General features: G+C 44.6%; 15 protein-coding genes. 7 read left to right on the forward strand and 8 right to left on the reverse strand.

Annotated elements, in window-relative coordinates; all coding sequences use genetic code 11:
- Nucleotides 1–166 precede the first annotated feature (166 nt).
- The gene (locus CYLST_RS33660) at nt 167–364 is read left to right on the forward strand and encodes a hypothetical protein (RefSeq protein WP_015210175.1); all 198 of its coding nucleotides are present in this window, start codon (nt 167–169) and stop codon (nt 362–364) included.
- Nucleotides 365–411: 47 nt separating this feature from the next.
- Here the strand turns inward: CYLST_RS33660 and murI are convergent, their stop codons facing one another.
- The 4 genes from murI to CYLST_RS23195 all read right to left on the reverse strand — a co-directional run bounded on the left by murI (nt 412) and on the right by CYLST_RS23195 (nt 6124).
- Nucleotides 412–1296, reverse strand: a complete 885-nt coding sequence (gene murI, locus CYLST_RS23180; protein ID WP_015210176.1) for a glutamate racemase — start codon at nt 1294–1296, stop codon at nt 412–414.
- A 149-nt stretch (nt 1297–1445) separates the two neighbouring features.
- The gene (locus CYLST_RS23185) at nt 1446–3353 is read right to left on the reverse strand and encodes an N-acetylmuramoyl-L-alanine amidase (protein ID WP_015210177.1); all 1908 of its coding nucleotides are present in this window, start codon (nt 3351–3353) and stop codon (nt 1446–1448) included.
- An 840-nt stretch (nt 3354–4193) separates the two neighbouring features.
- On the reverse strand, nt 4194–5645 hold the full coding sequence (locus CYLST_RS23190) for a cation:proton antiporter (RefSeq protein ID WP_015210178.1): 1452 nt from the start codon (nt 5643–5645) through the stop codon (nt 4194–4196).
- A gap of 50 nt (nt 5646–5695) precedes the next feature.
- A complete protein-coding gene (locus CYLST_RS23195) occupies nt 5696–6124 on the reverse strand; it encodes an EVE domain-containing protein (RefSeq protein WP_015210179.1) in 429 nt (142 codons plus the stop codon).
- 236 nt (nt 6125–6360) lie between these two features.
- Between CYLST_RS23195 and CYLST_RS23200 the strand changes: the two genes are divergently transcribed.
- On the forward strand, nt 6361–7107 hold the full coding sequence (locus CYLST_RS23200) for an SIMPL domain-containing protein (protein WP_015210180.1): 747 nt from the start codon (nt 6361–6363) through the stop codon (nt 7105–7107).
- A gap of 104 nt (nt 7108–7211) precedes the next feature.
- On the opposite strand, the gene CYLST_RS23205 is transcribed toward CYLST_RS23200, so the two are convergent.
- On the reverse strand, nt 7212–7574 hold the full coding sequence (locus CYLST_RS23205) for a single-stranded DNA-binding protein (RefSeq protein ID WP_015210181.1): 363 nt from the start codon (nt 7572–7574) through the stop codon (nt 7212–7214).
- Between the two features lie 366 nt (nt 7575–7940).
- On the opposite strand from CYLST_RS23205, the gene CYLST_RS23210 reads away from it, so the two are divergent.
- From CYLST_RS23210 to ribD, 4 genes are all read left to right on the forward strand, one after another.
- Nucleotides 7941–8948, forward strand: a complete 1008-nt coding sequence (locus tag CYLST_RS23210; protein ID WP_015210182.1) for a rod shape-determining protein — start codon at nt 7941–7943, stop codon at nt 8946–8948.
- 93 nt (nt 8949–9041) lie between these two features.
- Entirely contained in the window at nt 9042–9851 is an 810-nt protein-coding gene (gene mreC / locus CYLST_RS23215) for a rod shape-determining protein MreC (protein ID WP_015210183.1), read from the forward strand.
- Between the two features lie 23 nt (nt 9852–9874).
- Nucleotides 9875–10513 (forward strand): rod shape-determining protein MreD, encoded by a 639-nt coding sequence (gene mreD / locus CYLST_RS23220; RefSeq protein ID WP_015210184.1) that lies wholly within the window; start codon nt 9875–9877, stop codon nt 10511–10513.
- Between the two features lie 263 nt (nt 10514–10776).
- Complete coding sequence (gene ribD, locus CYLST_RS23225) at nt 10777–11985, forward strand: bifunctional diaminohydroxyphosphoribosylaminopyrimidine deaminase/5-amino-6-(5-phosphoribosylamino)uracil reductase RibD (RefSeq protein WP_015210185.1); 1209 nt, start codon at nt 10777–10779, stop codon at nt 11983–11985.
- 63 nt (nt 11986–12048) lie between these two features.
- On the opposite strand, the gene CYLST_RS23230 is transcribed toward ribD, so the two are convergent.
- Nucleotides 12049–12267, reverse strand: coding sequence for a hypothetical protein (locus CYLST_RS23230; protein WP_015210186.1), 219 nt, complete (start codon nt 12265–12267; stop codon nt 12049–12051).
- A 500-nt stretch (nt 12268–12767) separates the two neighbouring features.
- Between CYLST_RS23230 and CYLST_RS23235 the strand changes: the two genes are divergently transcribed.
- On the forward strand, nt 12768–14987 hold the full coding sequence (locus tag CYLST_RS23235) for a DNA phosphorothioation-associated putative methyltransferase (RefSeq protein WP_015210187.1): 2220 nt from the start codon (nt 12768–12770) through the stop codon (nt 14985–14987).
- 163 nt (nt 14988–15150) lie between these two features.
- On the opposite strand, the gene CYLST_RS23240 is transcribed toward CYLST_RS23235, so the two are convergent.
- Both CYLST_RS23240 and folB read right to left on the reverse strand, forming a co-directional pair.
- Nucleotides 15151–15729: a hypothetical protein gene (locus tag CYLST_RS23240; protein WP_015210188.1), complete on the reverse strand. Its 579-nt coding sequence runs from the start codon at nt 15727–15729 to the stop codon at nt 15151–15153.
- 220 nt (nt 15730–15949) lie between these two features.
- Nucleotides 15950–16321 carry a dihydroneopterin aldolase gene (gene folB / locus CYLST_RS23245; RefSeq protein WP_015210189.1) on the reverse strand — a complete coding sequence of 124 codons (372 nt, stop codon included), beginning with the start codon at nt 16319–16321 and terminating at the stop codon, nt 15950–15952.
- Nucleotides 16322–16344: the final 23 nt, after the last annotated feature.

Consider the following 16344-nt stretch of genomic DNA (forward strand, 5'->3'; position numbering starts at 1 on the left):
CGAAAAATTAAATTAAATAATAAATCTGTTGACCGGAGAGAATTCAGACTCTACGGATTAGCTGATAGCGGCAAACTACAGCCATTAATAACGCACTTGATGGTCTGAAGTTCTACTTATTTTGTATGCAATTTTATATACCTTTGAAAGAATATCTGGTAGAACAATGATTTACGGAAATATGCCTATGATGATATTTATTTTAGCTGCTGGATATTTATTCGCAGTCTACTTATTATTAGCCCTAGCAAAGCGTACAGGTAAAAAAACTGCTTCTAAAAGTGCGCCTTTGACTATCAAAGGCACACACAAGCAGGAAATATCAGTTAGGGCAAAGGTAACTGAAGTAGTCAATAGCCAATAGTTATTAATCATTGATAAATATTTTAACCAATGACTAATGACCAATAACTAATGACCAACATAGTCTTGTTGAAGTTGGGAAACAGCGGCATCCATAAAGCATACCTGTTCCACTAGTGGAGTATAGCCCAACCACTGCATTCCAGACTGTGCAAACTGTTGGGGACAACCGCTAACGGCGAAGCGAGTTGGTAGTGGTGGGTGAGTATTCCTTAAGCCTAATAGGTCTAAGTCTTGGGCACAAGCTGCTACGACATGTACAGCAGGGTCAACAAGCTTGACTTGAGGTGGGAGGAGCGATCGCAGAATTGGTGCAAGATGGGGATAATGAGTACAGCCGTAGACTAAAGTGTCAATTTCCTGCTTTATAAGGGATGCTAAATAGGATCTTGCCACCTCAGTGGTGTAGGGGTCGTGAATGCGATTTTGCTCAATCAGCGGCACAAACTCTGGACAACTGACTTGCCAGACTTGGACATCAGGTTCTATTTCGAGAATAGCATGACGATAGGCATTACTCTTGGCGGTGGCTGGGGTAGCAATTACACCAATACGCTTTCCTTGCTCCACTGCTGCCTTTGCCCCGGGTAAAATCACGCCCAGAATCGGGATGCTAAATTCCTGGCGCACTGCTTCTAGCGCTAGGGCAGAACTGGTATTGCAAGCCATAATCACCATTTTTACCCGCTGCTGTTGCATCCAGGTAATGATTTCGCGCACAAACTTTAAAATTTCTGCTTGTGAACGAATGCCATAAGGAAGTCGAGCTGTATCCCCAAAGTAAATTACTAATTCATTGGGGAGTTGCCGATAGAGTTGTCGCAGTACCGTCAAACCACCCACACCACTATCAAAGATGCCAATTGGGGCACGTTGGGGTTCTTGGTCAGAAAAATGGTCAAGATTCCCTTCAAAGATGGAAGATGAATACACAAGCGGATATTGATTTAGGTTTTGGGATTTAAGATACAGGATTTAGCAGACATTTGGCTAAATGACTCTTAAATCCTGCACGCCAAAGAAGTCTACATAGCACCTCTTTAAATAAGAATTTGTACTACATTTTGACATTAGCTGCATCTTTATCTTTGCTGTAAATACCTGAGAATACCACGAGCGATCGCATCTGCCATCCGATTTTGGTACTCTGGTGTTCCCAATCGCGGATTATCCTCCCGACCACTCATATAGCCAGTTTCTACGAGAATCGAGGGCATGGAGCTTTTTCTGAGGACGTAAAATCTGGCTTTGCGGGTGCCTCGGTCTTTAATAGTACCGATATTCTGGAGAATGGACTTGCGAACAGCTTCCGCCAGACCATAACCACTGTCGTAATAATATACTTCTAACCCATTCACATCAGGTCGACGGTCAACGGAATTAGCGTGAATACTGACAAACAAAGTTGCATTCACACGCTCTGCTATATCTACCCGTCCCTGAAGTTCGACAAAAAAGTCAGCATCCCGCGTTAGCACAGTTTGTACGCCATTTTGCTCCAAAATCGTAGCAACCCTTCTACTAATCGGCAGAACGACATCTTTTTCTAACAAACCACCGAGACCAGGAGCACCAGAGTCTTTACCGCCATGTCCGGGGTCAATAACTACTCGCAGTTTGCCCCTGGGAACCGAGGGACGTGGCTGTGGTCGCGTTTGAGCATTATCCGTACCTATGTCCGGCAATTGTCCATTGTTTGGTAATGGTAAGGGAGGTAAACTAATCGGGGGTATTGCACGGCGAGAGCGTTGTAACTGGAGTGCCAAAAGCTGGTTGCTGATCTGATTGAGTTCACCAATTTGCACTCCCGATGCAGGTTGGATCAAAACGACTACAGAATTGGATGCTTGTGATTGCAGGCGTACTCGAAGAATGGGGCTGTTGGCATCGAAAGCAGGGCCTGTTACCGAGCGAGCTAACTTAGCGTTGGGAATCGTGATGCGAAATAGACCAGAGGTTCTATCCCAACCACCTGTGGCCGACACAGTTTGGTCAGACCGAATCAGAAGTTGTGTGCCATTACCAGCCAGTTCCACAGCCTGAATAGTTGCTGGGGAGTTATTAACAGGTGTTGTGGGACGTTGAATATTATCTCCACCAGGTAATCTGACAACACGACTGGGTAACACCACAAAACCACCAACACTGCTGGCGCTGGCCCGCCAGTCGGGGCTATTTTTGTCCACCTGCAACGTCATCCGTACTCCAGGTGGTCTGGTTTGCAGTTGGGAGAATTGAATGCGGCTGACACCATAGCGATTAATTGACAGATCCCGCTGCGCTAGACTTGATGATAAAGCTGCGCCAGCAATGTCAATGTTGATTGTCCGATTATCTTCGCTACGATTAACTTGAACTTGAGGATTAGCACCACTGGTACGAATGAAAAACCCATCGCCTGTGACTCGGAAATTCTCAATTTGAGTCACCCCTGCTGTGGTATTGACCACCGTTTCCTGGGTAGACGGGGCAGGAACTGTTGTCACCACATTGTAAATATTTCTCGAAGGTAGCACTGGCGCAGATGTTTTTGCAGGTGCTGTGGCCTCTCTGACTTCTGATTGCTGCTCTCCACTTTCCTTAGAAGAGATTATTGCCTCAACTTTTGGCTTTGGTAATTGCACTGTCCAGCGACTGCCGGTAGTACCAACAAATTTTACCAGCTTGGGGTCTAGTGTATAACCAGGAGTGAGTTCGACGACTATGCGCGTTGTTTGATCGTCAAACTGCCCGATACGGATAGTGCGAATTGCACCGCCTACTTGCTGCGTTAACTGCGGACGTCCAAATTTGGTGTCTGGCAAATCAATTACCAGACGAGTGGGGTTGAAAATTAGTTGCGCCTGGGGTTGGACAGTGCCTGAAGTGTTAATTTCCAGTCGGTTTTGATTAGTATCAAACCGCCAAGACTCCAGTTTTGCTGCCAAAGCTGGCGACGATAGCAAGAAAATTGTTCCAATAGTGCTGGGTAGTAACCAGTGTAGTTTCACAGTCCTTTCTCCTGATTCGCATTCATGGGAGCCGTCAACATTTCAACATATTGGCAAAGCCTCACACCGTCACCGCCCAAATTTTCGCTTTGATGCTGCAAAAGAGTTTTGCTCTGGTATTAAAGACACAGCTAATGGCGTAAGATCGTAGCATACCCCACTGATTTAGCCATGCTACGAGCGCAGAGAACTTTGACTTGTAAAGCATCAGATTACACCAAAAAAGAGCTATTATAATTAACCGTACTCAGAAAATCCCGGTCAATCAAACTTAAATCAGCTCGTCAGATTAGTGTTAAGTTGTTTGATTGCTGGTAATCAATCCACCAAGTAAAAAAATCCAACGGCTGTCAACTGGTGAATAAGTCCGAGGATCAGCGAATAACCTAGTCGCGGAGCGGCTTGTCATCAGATATCGGAACTTCTGGTGCGGTCAGGCTGGTGACAGCTACTCTTTAATATTTAGAAAAATAGTTATGGTTGGGTGTAGCGAGTGGTGTAGAATCAGTCCCAGTCGGTCATACTTGACCACGTCAGGGATTAATGCTGAGTGGTTTGATTGGATGCACAGCCGAAAAAATTTTCACTAATGTCAACTGATCACACAAGATTCGCGGGTGTCAATTCTTAGTTACTGGGCAAATATTCAGAGCATGACAGGGGCACAGGGGAAGACTAGGAATAAATAACATCCTGAATGCTAGTAGGAATCAGAAACAAACGAAAAAGCATGATCACAGGAGACGGCGTTTAGGGAAGAGAAGTTTCCGATGAGTAGGAAGTGCTGAGTCCTGAGTAATTGGCACTCAGGACTGATTCATGCTCTACCCCAGAGTTTGGTTAACTCTCCTGAGAATCTTTTGATGTCGGTATGACAAACTGAGGCGGTTCTATTACCAATGGCGTCCCAGAGGAAGCGTCTAAAATTAATTCCTCTGAGTCTGTAGCTACGGTTTTTGGTTCTGGAAATACGAATCGTAGCAAGGGAGGAGCTAAAAAGGTTGTCAGGATCACCATCATGATAATGGCTGCCCCCAGTGGTTTTGAGAGAGCACCACTAGCTGCGCCGACACCAGCAAATACCAACCCTACTTCTCCTCTAGGAATCATTCCCACACCAATCGCCAAACGGTTGATTCCGGGTTGACCAAACACCGTTAAACCTGTGATCACTTTACCGATAATGGCTACTGTAATCAGGAAAGTTGCCATAATTAGACCTTCTCGATTACTGGGAATCCCTGGGTTCAAAACTCCCAAATCGGTTTTTGCCCCTACAGCTACAAAGAAAATCGGCACTAGCATATCGGCAATGGGAATCACTTGCTTTTGCAGTTCTTTCCGCTTATCACTTTCTTCTAAGACTAAACCCGCAGCAAAAGCACCCAGAATTGCCTCTAAGTGGATGGCGGCGGCAAAGTATGCCATCACAAAGGCGAAGATGAATGCTGGTATCACCAGTTCACCTCGTGTTTTGAGTTGATCGGCGATCGCGACAAAAGATTTATTGAAAACATTGCCCAGGACGATCGCACCCAGAAGAAACCCAGTGGCGCTGATAATCAGGTAAATGACTTTGGTCACATCTACCGCACCATCTTTAGCCAGGCTGGCAACTACCGCGAGGACGATGATTCCCAGTACATCATCAATTACAGCAGCACCGATAATAATCTGCCCTTCTTTAGAATTGAGACGCCCCAATTCTGATAGCACCTTGGAAGTAATACCAATACTAGTAGCAGTCAAAGCCGCTCCAGCAAAAATTGCTGGGACAGCACTGATACCAAATATAGTCATTAACCCGATAGTACCAGCAGCGAAAGGTGTTACCACCCCCACTACTGCGACGACGATGGCTTGAACACCAACCGCCATCAAGTCTTTTAAGTTTGACTCCAAACCAATTTCAAATAGCAGGATGATCACACCCAGTTCTGCCAAAACCGAAACCACCTCGGACTGCGCTGCAAACACCTCTGGAGTCGCTTCAGGACTTAACCCGGCAGTGGTTTGGAGGAAGGACATGATCAGAGAACTCGAACTGTCTGCGCCACCTTCAGGAAACACCAACAGATGTAGGACAGATACGCCTACCACTACGCCACCAAGGAGTTCGCCTAACACAGGCGGCAAACCCACTCGGTTCGATAATTCCCCACCAACTTTGCTGGCGAGGTAAATTACCACTAAACTCAGCAGCACTGCGGCTACTACCATTGAACTGTCTGCTGCTTTTGTGGCGCTTGCCAGCAGAGGGAAAGAAAAGTTGACTGCATCTAAAAACTGCATTTGTTCTGTGAAAATCCTTCTCTTTATTTTTACCGCTTTCGTTCAAGCAACTATTTGGAGACTTTTAGTAGATTTAATTCTGCCTTCTCTATTAGGCAATGCCAGTAGAACTCAGAAACTGGGACTACAGACAGTCTAGGGAGTCGCAGCAAGTCAAAGTCTGTAAACTTACCATCCTGCTTGATTTGGACAAGGGTTACGGGCTGGGGAACTCTTTGCACTGCCTGCACATCCACAACCACCCGTTTGCTATCATTCAATGCTGGATCGGCATAAGGTTGACTAATGATTTCTGCCACACCGATAACTTGCCGTTCTTTTCCTGTGTGATAAATCAATGCCAAGTCATTCTGGAACATTGTACGTAGATATTTTAGCGCCAAGGAATTGTTGACTCCATCCCAAACTGTACTGCCATCTCTTTCTAGATCAAAGTAGGAATAATCTGTCGGTTCTGTTTTCAGTAGCCAATAAGCCATAACAAAGTCTCCACAAGTTCTGAGGTAATTTTTTCAGTTTCTAAAAATGTAACCACTTCAGCTTTAAACTGTGGCAGTGTCAAAGTAGGAACATACCAATCGTATCTATGAGTCCCATAGGAGTTGTGAAAAACTCGTAGTGGCTGTTGACTGTTAATAGTTGGCGGTCAACTAATAATTGTTAGATCTGCTTGATTGGCAGCATCTGAATAAATTTTTTGAGGAGTGCAAATCTGATGCCTAGAATCACTTTGTCTGGTTCTCAGTTGCTATCTGGGAACCTGTGGAAAACACTGCCAATGCTTATGCTAGTATGTATGACTTTTGCCCTGCCTGCTTCGGCGCAAGAGAAGGAAAAATTTTGGCGTACTCTCACTGTCAGTGGTCGTGGTGTGGAAATGATTCCCACAACCCTGTCGCTAGTAAGTTTGGGAGTGGAGATTCAGGGAAAAACTGCCGAGGAGGTACAGCAAGAAGCTGCCCGCAGGTCATCAGCGGTGGTTACTCTGCTGAAAAATCGGAATGTGGAAAAATTGCAAACTACTGGTATTCGCCTCAATCCAGTTTATAGCTACAACAATAATGTACAGCGGATTACAGGCTATACTGCCAGCAACACTGTGAGTTTTCGCTTGGCCACAGAAAAAGCGGGTACATTGTTGGATGACGCAGTTAAAGCTGGGGCGACACAAATTAACGGCATTAGCTTTGTAGCCAGTGAGGAAGCGATCGCATCTGCACAAAAACAAGCGCTCAAAGAAGCTACCCAAGAAGCCCAACAGCAAGCCGATGCCGTTTTCAGCACACTCAGGTTAAAGCCAAAAGAGGTAGTGAGCATTCAAGTTAATGGTGCAAGTCCGCCGCCACCACCGATGCTATATCGTGCTGAGGCTGCTAAATTAGCTAATGCTGATGCTTCTACTCCTGTAATTGGCGGTGAACAGCAGGTCGAAGCATCGGTGACATTGCAAATTAGTTATTAGTCAATGGTCATTAGTCATTAGTCATTAGTCATTAGTCATTAGTCATTAGTCATTAGTCATTAGTCAGTTGTCAGTGGTAAAGAAGCAACTGACAACTGACTTTCTTAGAAATTTTCTGGAGACATATCGCCCATACCGCCGTCTCCATCTCGCTTAGAACCTAATAAATCTAGTTGATCTACTTGGATAACTGGTGTGGAACGGTTTGCTCCGGTTTGGCGATCGCTCCATGTGTCAAACTTTAAGGAACCTTTGATGGCAATTTGCTTGCCTTTACGTACATAATTACCCGCAACCTCTGCCGTTTTTCCCCACATCTCCAAATTAAACCAGTCGGTATGTTCCCCTTCTCTAGTGCGCCGATTGACTGCTAGTGTCAATTTACACTTAACACTACCAGACTCGAAATACTTCATATCAGGGTCAGTGCCTACACGACCGACAAGGGTAACAATATTAATGCTCATGAACCTTACCTTTTAGTACAAGTGTACTTGTTTATCCTGACTTTGATCATAGCGAATTGTGAAACTGGTTAAAATATGTTAAATAATTTACAATACAATTAATTCAAAGATCAAAAAATCCTTGGCAACACAAAGAAAACTATACGGTTATACTGATGTTGCCTGAGAATATTAGCAATTAGAATGCTTGAAACATAGCCAAAGAATACCAAAAACTATAGAAAAATAGTTTGGGTTACTGGACTCAGGCTAAAAAACGTAATAGAATCCAGCACGATTAACTCTTACCGTTATAGTCAAATTTATCGCCAATAGGGAGCGTAGAGACGAGTGGGTTTTTTCAGGAACTGGCGCTCATCATGGGATATGGGTATCGACCTCGGTACAGCCAACACCCTTGTTTACGTATCTGGTAAAGGCATTGTACTCCAAGAGCCTTCTGTAGTTGCTATCGATGTCAACGAAAAGGTAGCACTGGCAGTGGGAGAAGAAGCCAAAAAAATGCTCGGTCGCACACCTGGAAACGTGATTGCCCTCCGCCCCTTGCGTGATGGCGTAATCGCTGACTTTGATACAGCCGAGTTGATGCTGAAAAGCTTTATTCAGCGAGTAAATGAGGGCAGGTCTCTCATTCTACCCCGAATTGTCATAGGCATTCCCAGCGGTGTGACAGGGGTGGAAAGACGGGCTGTGATGGATGCAGCTACTCAAGCTGGGGCCAGAGAAGTGTATTTAATTGATGAGCCAGTAGCAGCAGCAATTGGTGCCGGACTACCAGTTGCCGAACCGACTGGCAACATGATCATTGATATCGGTGGCGGGACAACAGAAGTGGCAGTACTGAGTCTCCAAGGTACGGTAATCAGTGAGTCAGTACGCATTGCCGGAGATGAACTGACAGAAGCAATCATCATTTACATGAAGAAAGTTCATAACTTAGTGATTGGGGAACGTACTGCCGAAGACATCAAAATTCGGATTGGTTCTGCCTATCCCACTAACGATGATGGTGATGCCATGATGGAAGTCCGAGGCTTACACCTGCTTTCTGGGTTACCGCGAACGGTGACGATCAAAGGCCCAGAAATTCGTGAAAGTATGTTGGAACCATTATCAGTAATTATCGAAGCAGTGAAACGGACACTGGAACGCACACCTCCGGAACTGGCAGCTGACATTATTGACCGGGGAATTATGCTAGCTGGTGGTGGTGCCTTGCTCAAAGGTATTGATACTCTGATTAGCCATGAAACGGGCATTGTCACACACATTGCCGCCGATCCTTTAAGTTGTGTTGTCCTGGGAACAGGTCGCGTGTTAGAAAATTTCAAGCAGCTGGAACGGGTGTTCAGCGGACGTTCTCGCAATATGTAGCTAAAATAGTCTCAGTAGATATTGGGTTCTGTAGATTATGAATAATTATGGAATCCAGTATTTTCACTGCTAAAAAATATAAAAAAGGCATAAATGTTTACTGCACGTCGTTGGTGGGATCGTAAGGGGTTACAAATTGGGATTTTAGCTCTAATACTTGGTAGCGCCTGGACAATGCGACAGACTCAAGGTGCGCTGTTGCTGGAGATGTACCAGGGGATTACCCGTCCCTTGCAAATGTTGCAGTCAGGGCCAAGTCCCGAAGAGCGTCTGAGGGATGCCCGCTTATTAGAGTTACAAACCCGCATAGTGGATCTGGAAACTCAAAATAAGAAGCTACAGGATATATTAGGTTACGTAGAGAAAGAACCCCTTTCATCACGCCCAATTCCGGCGCGGGTGGTGGGACGTAGCGCTGATAATTGGTGGCAACAAGTAACCCTAAATCGCGGCACGAGTGCGGGTATTCAAGAAGGCTCCATAGTCAAGGCAGATGGCGGACTAGTGGGTTTGGTAGAAAGTGTTACTTCTAATACTAGCCGTGTGTTGTTAGTCAGCGACCTCAAGAGTCAAGTGGGTGTCACCATTAGCCGCACAGCAGCCAAGGGCGTTTTGCGGGGTGATTCTTCAGATGAAGCAGTGCTAGAGTTTTATGAAAAAGTCCCAAATGTGAAAGTAGGAGATTTAGTTTCTACATCTACTTATAGTCAGAAGTTTCCCTCTGGCTTGGCAGTAGGCAGAGTTAAGTCTCTGGATTTAAAAAAACTCCCCGCATCAATCGCCAAAATTGAGCTATTCCCGCCGATTCGGTCTTTAGATTGGGTGAGTATCTATCCTAAGCCAGAAATGCCAGAACCGGAAAATCCAAATTTGGCAAATGAACAGCTGCAAAAGTCTCGTTAGATTCGCGAAAATTTCACAAAACAATGAAGATTCCTGGATTGGGTGGTAACAGGCTTCTAAAGTCAAAATCGCCAGAGCGAAAATCCAAAACCATAACCCAGCCGCTGGCGCATTGGCATCCCCGCATCCGTCAACTGCTGGATTGGACGGTAACAGTCGGGTCTGTACTGTTATGTTTATGGTTGCTACCAACCCGTCTCCCAGGTATGGAATTATTGGGGATTGGTCCCAATTGGCTGTTAATTTGGGTGGTGGCTTGGAGTGTCAAGCGCCCAGTGTTTGTGGGAGCATTAGCAGGTATAGTGCTAGGAATGCTGCAAGATGGGTTTACATCACCTGACCCTACTCATGCATTAAGTCTAGGGATAGTGGGGATGCTCACTAGTCTGATTCAGAAGCAGCGCTTTATCCAAGAAGACTTTATTTCTATTGCTTTAATCGTCTTTGTGATGGCAGTTTTGTCAGAGACTATCTTTGGTTTACAACTGACTTTGATGCGCGATGGCTACGGCGGGCAAAGCCTACGCCAAGTGGAATCCATTTGGAAATACTACCAGGTCGTCGCCCTTGCTTCCTCGATTCTCAGTAGCCTGTGGGCGCCTGTGGTTTACTATCCCTTAAATCGTTGGTGGCAGCAGATGAAATTGTTAGATCAGTCTTAGGCAATTCAAAATTTTCTTGATGATAACCGCCCACAGAGTCAACAGTTAAATGGGTCTGTACATTCGTCAGGGATCAGGGCATCTGCCTTTATCCCTAACTTACATTTATGCAAGAGAATTTGGGCAACTTCTGGCAATATAGACTCAAGCTAGCGAGAAGTTTAATTTAAATCGAGACAGCCAACAATTAGATCAGAAGTGTTGAATGTTCACCAGAAACGTCGCTAGCTTGCCCAATATTTACAACATTATTGCCTAAAATTATGGATAATTCCCCAGTGGTCGCTCAAGCAGATGCATCCTCACCCAATGACACTCAGGAAAATGCACTACTAGTGGGGACGGCAGTTAGCTCAGATTCACCAAAGAAAGTAAGGGTAGGCAGTGACAATGACCGCCAAATGATGCAGCGGTGTTTGGAATTAGCCCGCCGCGCTTTAGGACGTACTTCGCCAAATCCCCTAGTGGGGGCGGTGATTGTCAAAGATGGGGAAATTGTCGGTGAAGGGTTTCATCCCCGTGCAGGTGAACCCCATGCGGAAGTTTTTGCTTTGAGAGCAGCAGGCAATCGCGCTCATGGAGCTACAATCTATGTCAGCCTCGAACCTTGCAATCACTATGGACGCACTCCCCCTTGTTCTGAAGCTTTAATAGACGCTGGGGTGGCAAAGGTGGTGGTGGGTATGGTTGACCCTAACCCACTAGTCGCTGGCGGTGGTATTGACCGTTTACGTAGGGCGGGAATAGAAGTTTTGGTAGGAGTGGAAGAAGCAGCTTGTCATCAGCTAAATGAAGCTTTTGTTCATCGCATTCTCTACAAACGACCTATGGGCATTTTGAAATATGCCATGACTTTAGATGGCAAAATTGCTACGAGTTTTGGTCACAGTGCTTGGGTAACCAGCCAAGAGGCCCGGAGCGAAGTACATCAACTGCGGTTAAGTTGTGATGCTGTAATTGTCGGTGGTAATACAGTCCGACAAGACAATCCTCACTTAACCAGTCATCAACCGGGGGGGCATAATCCCTTGCGGGTGGTGATGAGTCGCCGTCTAAACTTGCCAGAAAATGCCCGCCTGTGGCAAACAGCCGAAGCTCCGACTTTGGTGTTGACGGAGGTAGGCGCTAATCCTAATTTCCAAGATTTGTTGCGGAAACTTGGGGTGGAGGTAGTGGAATTGCCATTGCTGACACCAGATCAGGCAATGACCTATTTATATAAGCGAGGTTTTTGTAGCGTGTTGTGGGAGTGTGGTGGTACTTTAGCTGCAAGTGCGATCGCTCAAGGCGCAGTGCAAAAAGTCCTGGCTTTTATTGCCCCAAAAATCATTGGTGGTAGTAATGCTCCTACACCTGTGGGCGATTTAGGTTTCACTACCATGACTGAGGCATTATCCCTAGAACGTGTACGTTGGCGAGTGATCGGTGTCGATTGCTTAGTGGAAGGTTATTTGCGCCAAAAAAGTCAATAGTCATCAGTCAATATTTGATTCTCATCACCCTTGACTTTTGCTTGGTATATTGTAACTTTTTGATTATGACTGCTGGCGTTCATAAGCAATGTCACGTATGAGACTGAGCCTGGCTTGAATGTAGTCACTGAGGAAATCGGTGTCTTTGGGATCTAACAACGCTTGGGTTGTAGTTTGTTTGACCAACCACTGCACCAAGCTAGCATCGTCAAGCTGCAATAGGGTCATCGCTTGGGCAGCTTCAACCACAGACCAAAGCTGACGCATAATAGTAGGAGTCATCAGACCTCAATTTAATCATTAGCTTAGTTGTTTTCAGATTACACAATTCCAGCAGTAGCTGACGATATAAATGTACAAGATGAGATAACTATTATCAAAAACTTAATAAACAGATTTATAACTTGATGAAGATTAAGAAAAGGAAACTCTCAGCCAAAATTTCACAAAATTTAACTTGATTTAGAGAACAGTTATTAGCAATTAGCCAATACTAAGTTATGTTTTCCATAGCTAATTTGTAAATGTGGAAAGAAAATAGATTATTGAAAACAAATTATGATCAGGGGATTGTCTATTGCAAGATACTTTTAATGATTCTTAACTAAACGGTCTTGAAGTGAGATGTACTATACACTTCCACCTCTACCCGTACCTTAGTTAGTATTAAATTTTCTTTTTTCCGACAAAAATTCGCAAATCTTCATTATGATTGGAGCATTAGTATGCAAATAAGCCGTCTAGCATACTTGCTAGCAGCAGTTCTCTATTAATTCAGTGAGATGGTTAAGCCTGACAACAGCTTTAACACACTTGAAGAAACCTGCTTAACTCCAGAGGCTACTGAACTGAGTGCGTACGCCGGAGGTGCCGGCGAAGCATGGAGAGGGAGCGCCCTTTATGAGGCGATCGCATTTTGTTGCCAAAATAGCAGCTTTGGCAAACTACTGCCAGATGCTTTCTATATCCATGTTGTGGCACTACAAGCCCTGGACCCCTTGCTCCAGGGATATGAAAGCCGCGCCAGGAGTATCGCACCCCAAGCACAGGCAGCAACCCTCGTCAAATTTAGTACCAATAAGCCCAAAATTTCCTATTTGTTTTATCCTGATTTTGATACTGACCCTCATCCAGCTTTACAAGCCAGTATTCAAGTTGATTTAGAAACCCTAGAAGTCAATTTCCGGGACTACAGCAACTCCGAAAATCCCCCCGTTTTGCACCGTAAAGAAACTTTCGTTACCCCTGATTATCACCTTTACGAACAATTTGCCGCCCTAACTCGCGCTCAAGAAGCTTTAGGTCTACTAGCTAATTCTAGAGGTATCGGTACAAGACTGGGATGGCAACAACGGCTGCAAGATTACGGCGTGGAAATACAGGGATATACGCTCATCCAAAGGCAAGCAACCATCCCACGGGTAACTTTAGCACCCCGGATAGACCGTCATAAAGCGGCGATTGTGCGTAATGACTTATCCCGCCCTGTACGTTTAGCCCTAGAAGCTAATTTATTCACCCCAGATACCACCTTTTTTGACTATGGTTGCGGACACGGCGGCGACGTTAACCGCTTAGAACAGCAAGGTTATAATAGTTGTGGATGGGACCCTTATTACTCACCCGATACTCGGACAGCGCCGGCGGATATTGTTAACATTGGCTTTGTGATTAATGTCATCGAAGACCAAAGCGAACGCCGAGATGCTTTGGTTCAAGCCTGGGAACTGACTCAAAAAGTTTTGCTAGTCGCCGCCCAAGTTTTGATAGCTGACACTAACAGAGGTGTAGTAGCTTATGGCGATGGCGTCATCACTAACCGCAATACTTTTCAGAAATATTACGACCAAGAAGAACTGAAAATTTACATCGACCAAGTGCTTGGAGTGGATGCGATTCCCGTAGCCTTGGGAGTGTATTTTGTATTCAAAGATGAAGCCCAGGCACAATCATTCCGGGCTTCTCGCTACCGTTCTCGCGCTACTACCCCCAGAGTGAGGGCTTGCATTAAGCGATTTGAGGAGTATCAGGATCTGTTAGCCCCGCTGATGTCTTTTATGACTGAACGTGGTCGCCTTCCCAGTAAAGACGAATTACCACAAGAAGCTGATATCAGTGCAGAATTTGGCAGCTTACGGCGTGCTTTCCAAGTAATTTTACAGGCGACAGACCCCCAAGAATGGCAGGCAATTTCGGAAAAACGCCGTCAAGACTTGATGGTTTATTTAGCTCTTTGTCAATTCAGCCGTCGACCGAAATTAGCAACCTTAGCCCCAGAAGCGCAAGACGATATCCTCGGCTTATTTGGGACTTACAAACAAGCTTGGCTAAATGCTGAACAGATGTTACACAGCTTGGGGAATACAGAAATCATTGTGGAACGTTGCCAAAATAGCCCTGTTGGCAAAAAATTAGCAAATTCTCTCTGGGTTCATATTTCCGCCCTACAATCTCTAGATCCTCTATTGCGCCTTTATGAAGGTTGTGCTAGTCGCACCATCGGACGTTTAGAGGAAACTAATGTAATTAAATTTCATACCAAAACACCCAAGATTTCCTATCTTTTTTACCCAGATTTTGATGCTGACCCCCATCCAGGATTACATACTGGAATGGAAATTGATCTACGTGACTTACACGTGACTTATCGAGATTACGATATTGATGATGACCCGCCAGTGTTACACCAGAAAGATGCTTTAGTTACTCCTGACTATTGGCTGTATGAGAAGTTTGCTAAGTTAACTCGCCAAGAAGAAGATTGGGGATTATTAAATAATTGGCGGAGTATTAGTCATCGTTCTGGTTGGCGTAAATGTTTGGCAGATAATTGTGCAATTCTGAAAAACTATAATTTATATTGGCGCAAGGATGCTGACCCTTATAAACTTAAGGTGCTGCGTTCTGCTGTGGAAAGTCGGCAACACAAAAGGCGTAAAGCTATTAAAAATCAGCAGTCAGAGCTAGATACTTCTACTAATATTGAGTTGGAAGAATGTTAAGTAGATTACTTTGCCCCTGGTGGCAGCGTCCTTAAGACAGGAGCGATCTTAATTTGAATAAGTAGAGCAACATAAATAATTAAAGTTTTGTAGTAAGGGCTTCAGCCCTACTTTGAGGGCTAAAGCCCTCACTACGAGCTAATTTCAACAGATGTTTTTTTAATTAAATCTGCTTGGCTAATTTTACCCATTGTTCAATTCCCTTTTTAGTGGGTTGTCCAAGGTTGCCGAATGTCCAAATATCTCGTTTATGCTGTGGGCCATAGCTGATGTGAATTGGTCTTTGGGTTCCGTAAAAGTAGAGGGAATCAAAGGGGAGTTGTGTTTGCAAAATCCAATCTACAAGCTGGTTGCTGGGTAAATCTGTAATCAGAAAGTCACAAGCTGCACCTAATCTTTCGCAGTAGTATTTACCGTTACTTTTGACTTCATAAGCCATGTGTTGGTCTAATTCAGGAGCAACACGACCATTCTTTTTACCTGTAGCTGGGTCGGTTTTTTCGAGATATTTCTTTAAATCTTGGGAGCAAAAACCATAGGTGAGGTGAAACCTGGTAATTCCAAAGAAGTCGATGATATGGTCGAGGATAAATTTATTTAAGTCTTGGAATGCGGGAACTGTTTCTTGGATATTTTGTGGAAACGGATTTATTTGATTAGCATATTTATTATAAGTTTGTGTGCAAGTACAAAATTCATTTAGTGTGAGGTATTTGCCTATTTTTAAATCTTTAATGTTCATGAGTAAATGCTCAAATAGTATTGAGGTTGGTGATATATGGCAATTTTATCTAATTAGACATATATGTATTATGCAGAACCCCTGTAGAGACGTTGCATGCAACGTCTCTACATTCTTTCTAGAACTTAGTACAGATTTTCGTTAATTCATATCTTTGTTGTTGGTAATGGTGCTTAGATGAAGATAGGACTATGACAAGTCATCTTTTGAATGGACAAAATTACGAAATATTGGATTTGCTTCTAGTCAGTTCGATGCTAATTTTGCCGCTAAAGTCGGGAATGGGTGCTGCGGGTTTACTCAAAATGACTTGGACTTGGGTGAGGCGATCGCATTTTTCGAGGATAGAATCGGCGATGGTGGCGACCAAACGTTCTACCAGAGAGAATTTGGAGGTTTTGATCAGATGCTGAACCATGCTGATGATGCTGCGATAATCGAGGGTATCTGCGATCGCATCTGACTGACCGGCGACGGAGAGATCCAGCCATAACTTTACATCTACCTCAAACCATTGCCCTAGCACCTGTTCCTCTGGTAGGAACCCAGTATAGCCATAGGCGCGAATTCCCGTTACATGAATACAGTCCATAAAAGTTTGAGAGCGAATTTTGC

The sequence above is a fragment of the Cylindrospermum stagnale PCC 7417 genome (assembly GCF_000317535.1).
In the GTDB taxonomy this organism is placed as follows: Bacteria; Cyanobacteriota; Cyanobacteriia; order Cyanobacteriales; family Nostocaceae; genus Cylindrospermum; species Cylindrospermum stagnale.

Coding starts and splice junctions, on each gene's coding strand:
- CYLST_RS33660 (WP_015210175.1), top strand. CDS start 167: ATGATTTACGGAAATATGCCTATGATGATATTTATTTTAGCTGCTGGA.
- CYLST_RS23190 (WP_015210178.1), bottom strand. CDS start 5,645: ATGCAGTTTTTAGATGCAGTCAACTTTTCTTTCCCTCTGCTGGCAAGC.
- CYLST_RS23195 (WP_015210179.1), bottom strand. CDS start 6,124: ATGGCTTATTGGCTACTGAAAACAGAACCGACAGATTATTCCTACTTT.
- CYLST_RS23200 (WP_015210180.1), top strand. CDS start 6,361: ATGCCTAGAATCACTTTGTCTGGTTCTCAGTTGCTATCTGGGAACCTG.
- CYLST_RS23205 (WP_015210181.1), bottom strand. CDS start 7,574: ATGAGCATTAATATTGTTACCCTTGTCGGTCGTGTAGGCACTGACCCT.
- CYLST_RS23210 (WP_015210182.1), top strand. CDS start 7,941: ATGGGTATCGACCTCGGTACAGCCAACACCCTTGTTTACGTATCTGGT.
- mreC (WP_015210183.1), top strand. CDS start 9,042: ATGTTTACTGCACGTCGTTGGTGGGATCGTAAGGGGTTACAAATTGGG.
- mreD (WP_015210184.1), top strand. CDS start 9,875: ATGAAGATTCCTGGATTGGGTGGTAACAGGCTTCTAAAGTCAAAATCG.
- ribD (WP_015210185.1), top strand. CDS start 10,777: ATGGATAATTCCCCAGTGGTCGCTCAAGCAGATGCATCCTCACCCAAT.
- CYLST_RS23230 (WP_015210186.1), bottom strand. CDS start 12,267: ATGACTCCTACTATTATGCGTCAGCTTTGGTCTGTGGTTGAAGCTGCC.
- CYLST_RS23235 (WP_015210187.1), top strand. CDS start 12,768: ATGGTTAAGCCTGACAACAGCTTTAACACACTTGAAGAAACCTGCTTA.
- CYLST_RS23240 (WP_015210188.1), bottom strand. CDS start 15,729: ATGAACATTAAAGATTTAAAAATAGGCAAATACCTCACACTAAATGAA.
- folB (WP_015210189.1), bottom strand. CDS start 16,321: ATGGACTGTATTCATGTAACGGGAATTCGCGCCTATGGCTATACTGGG.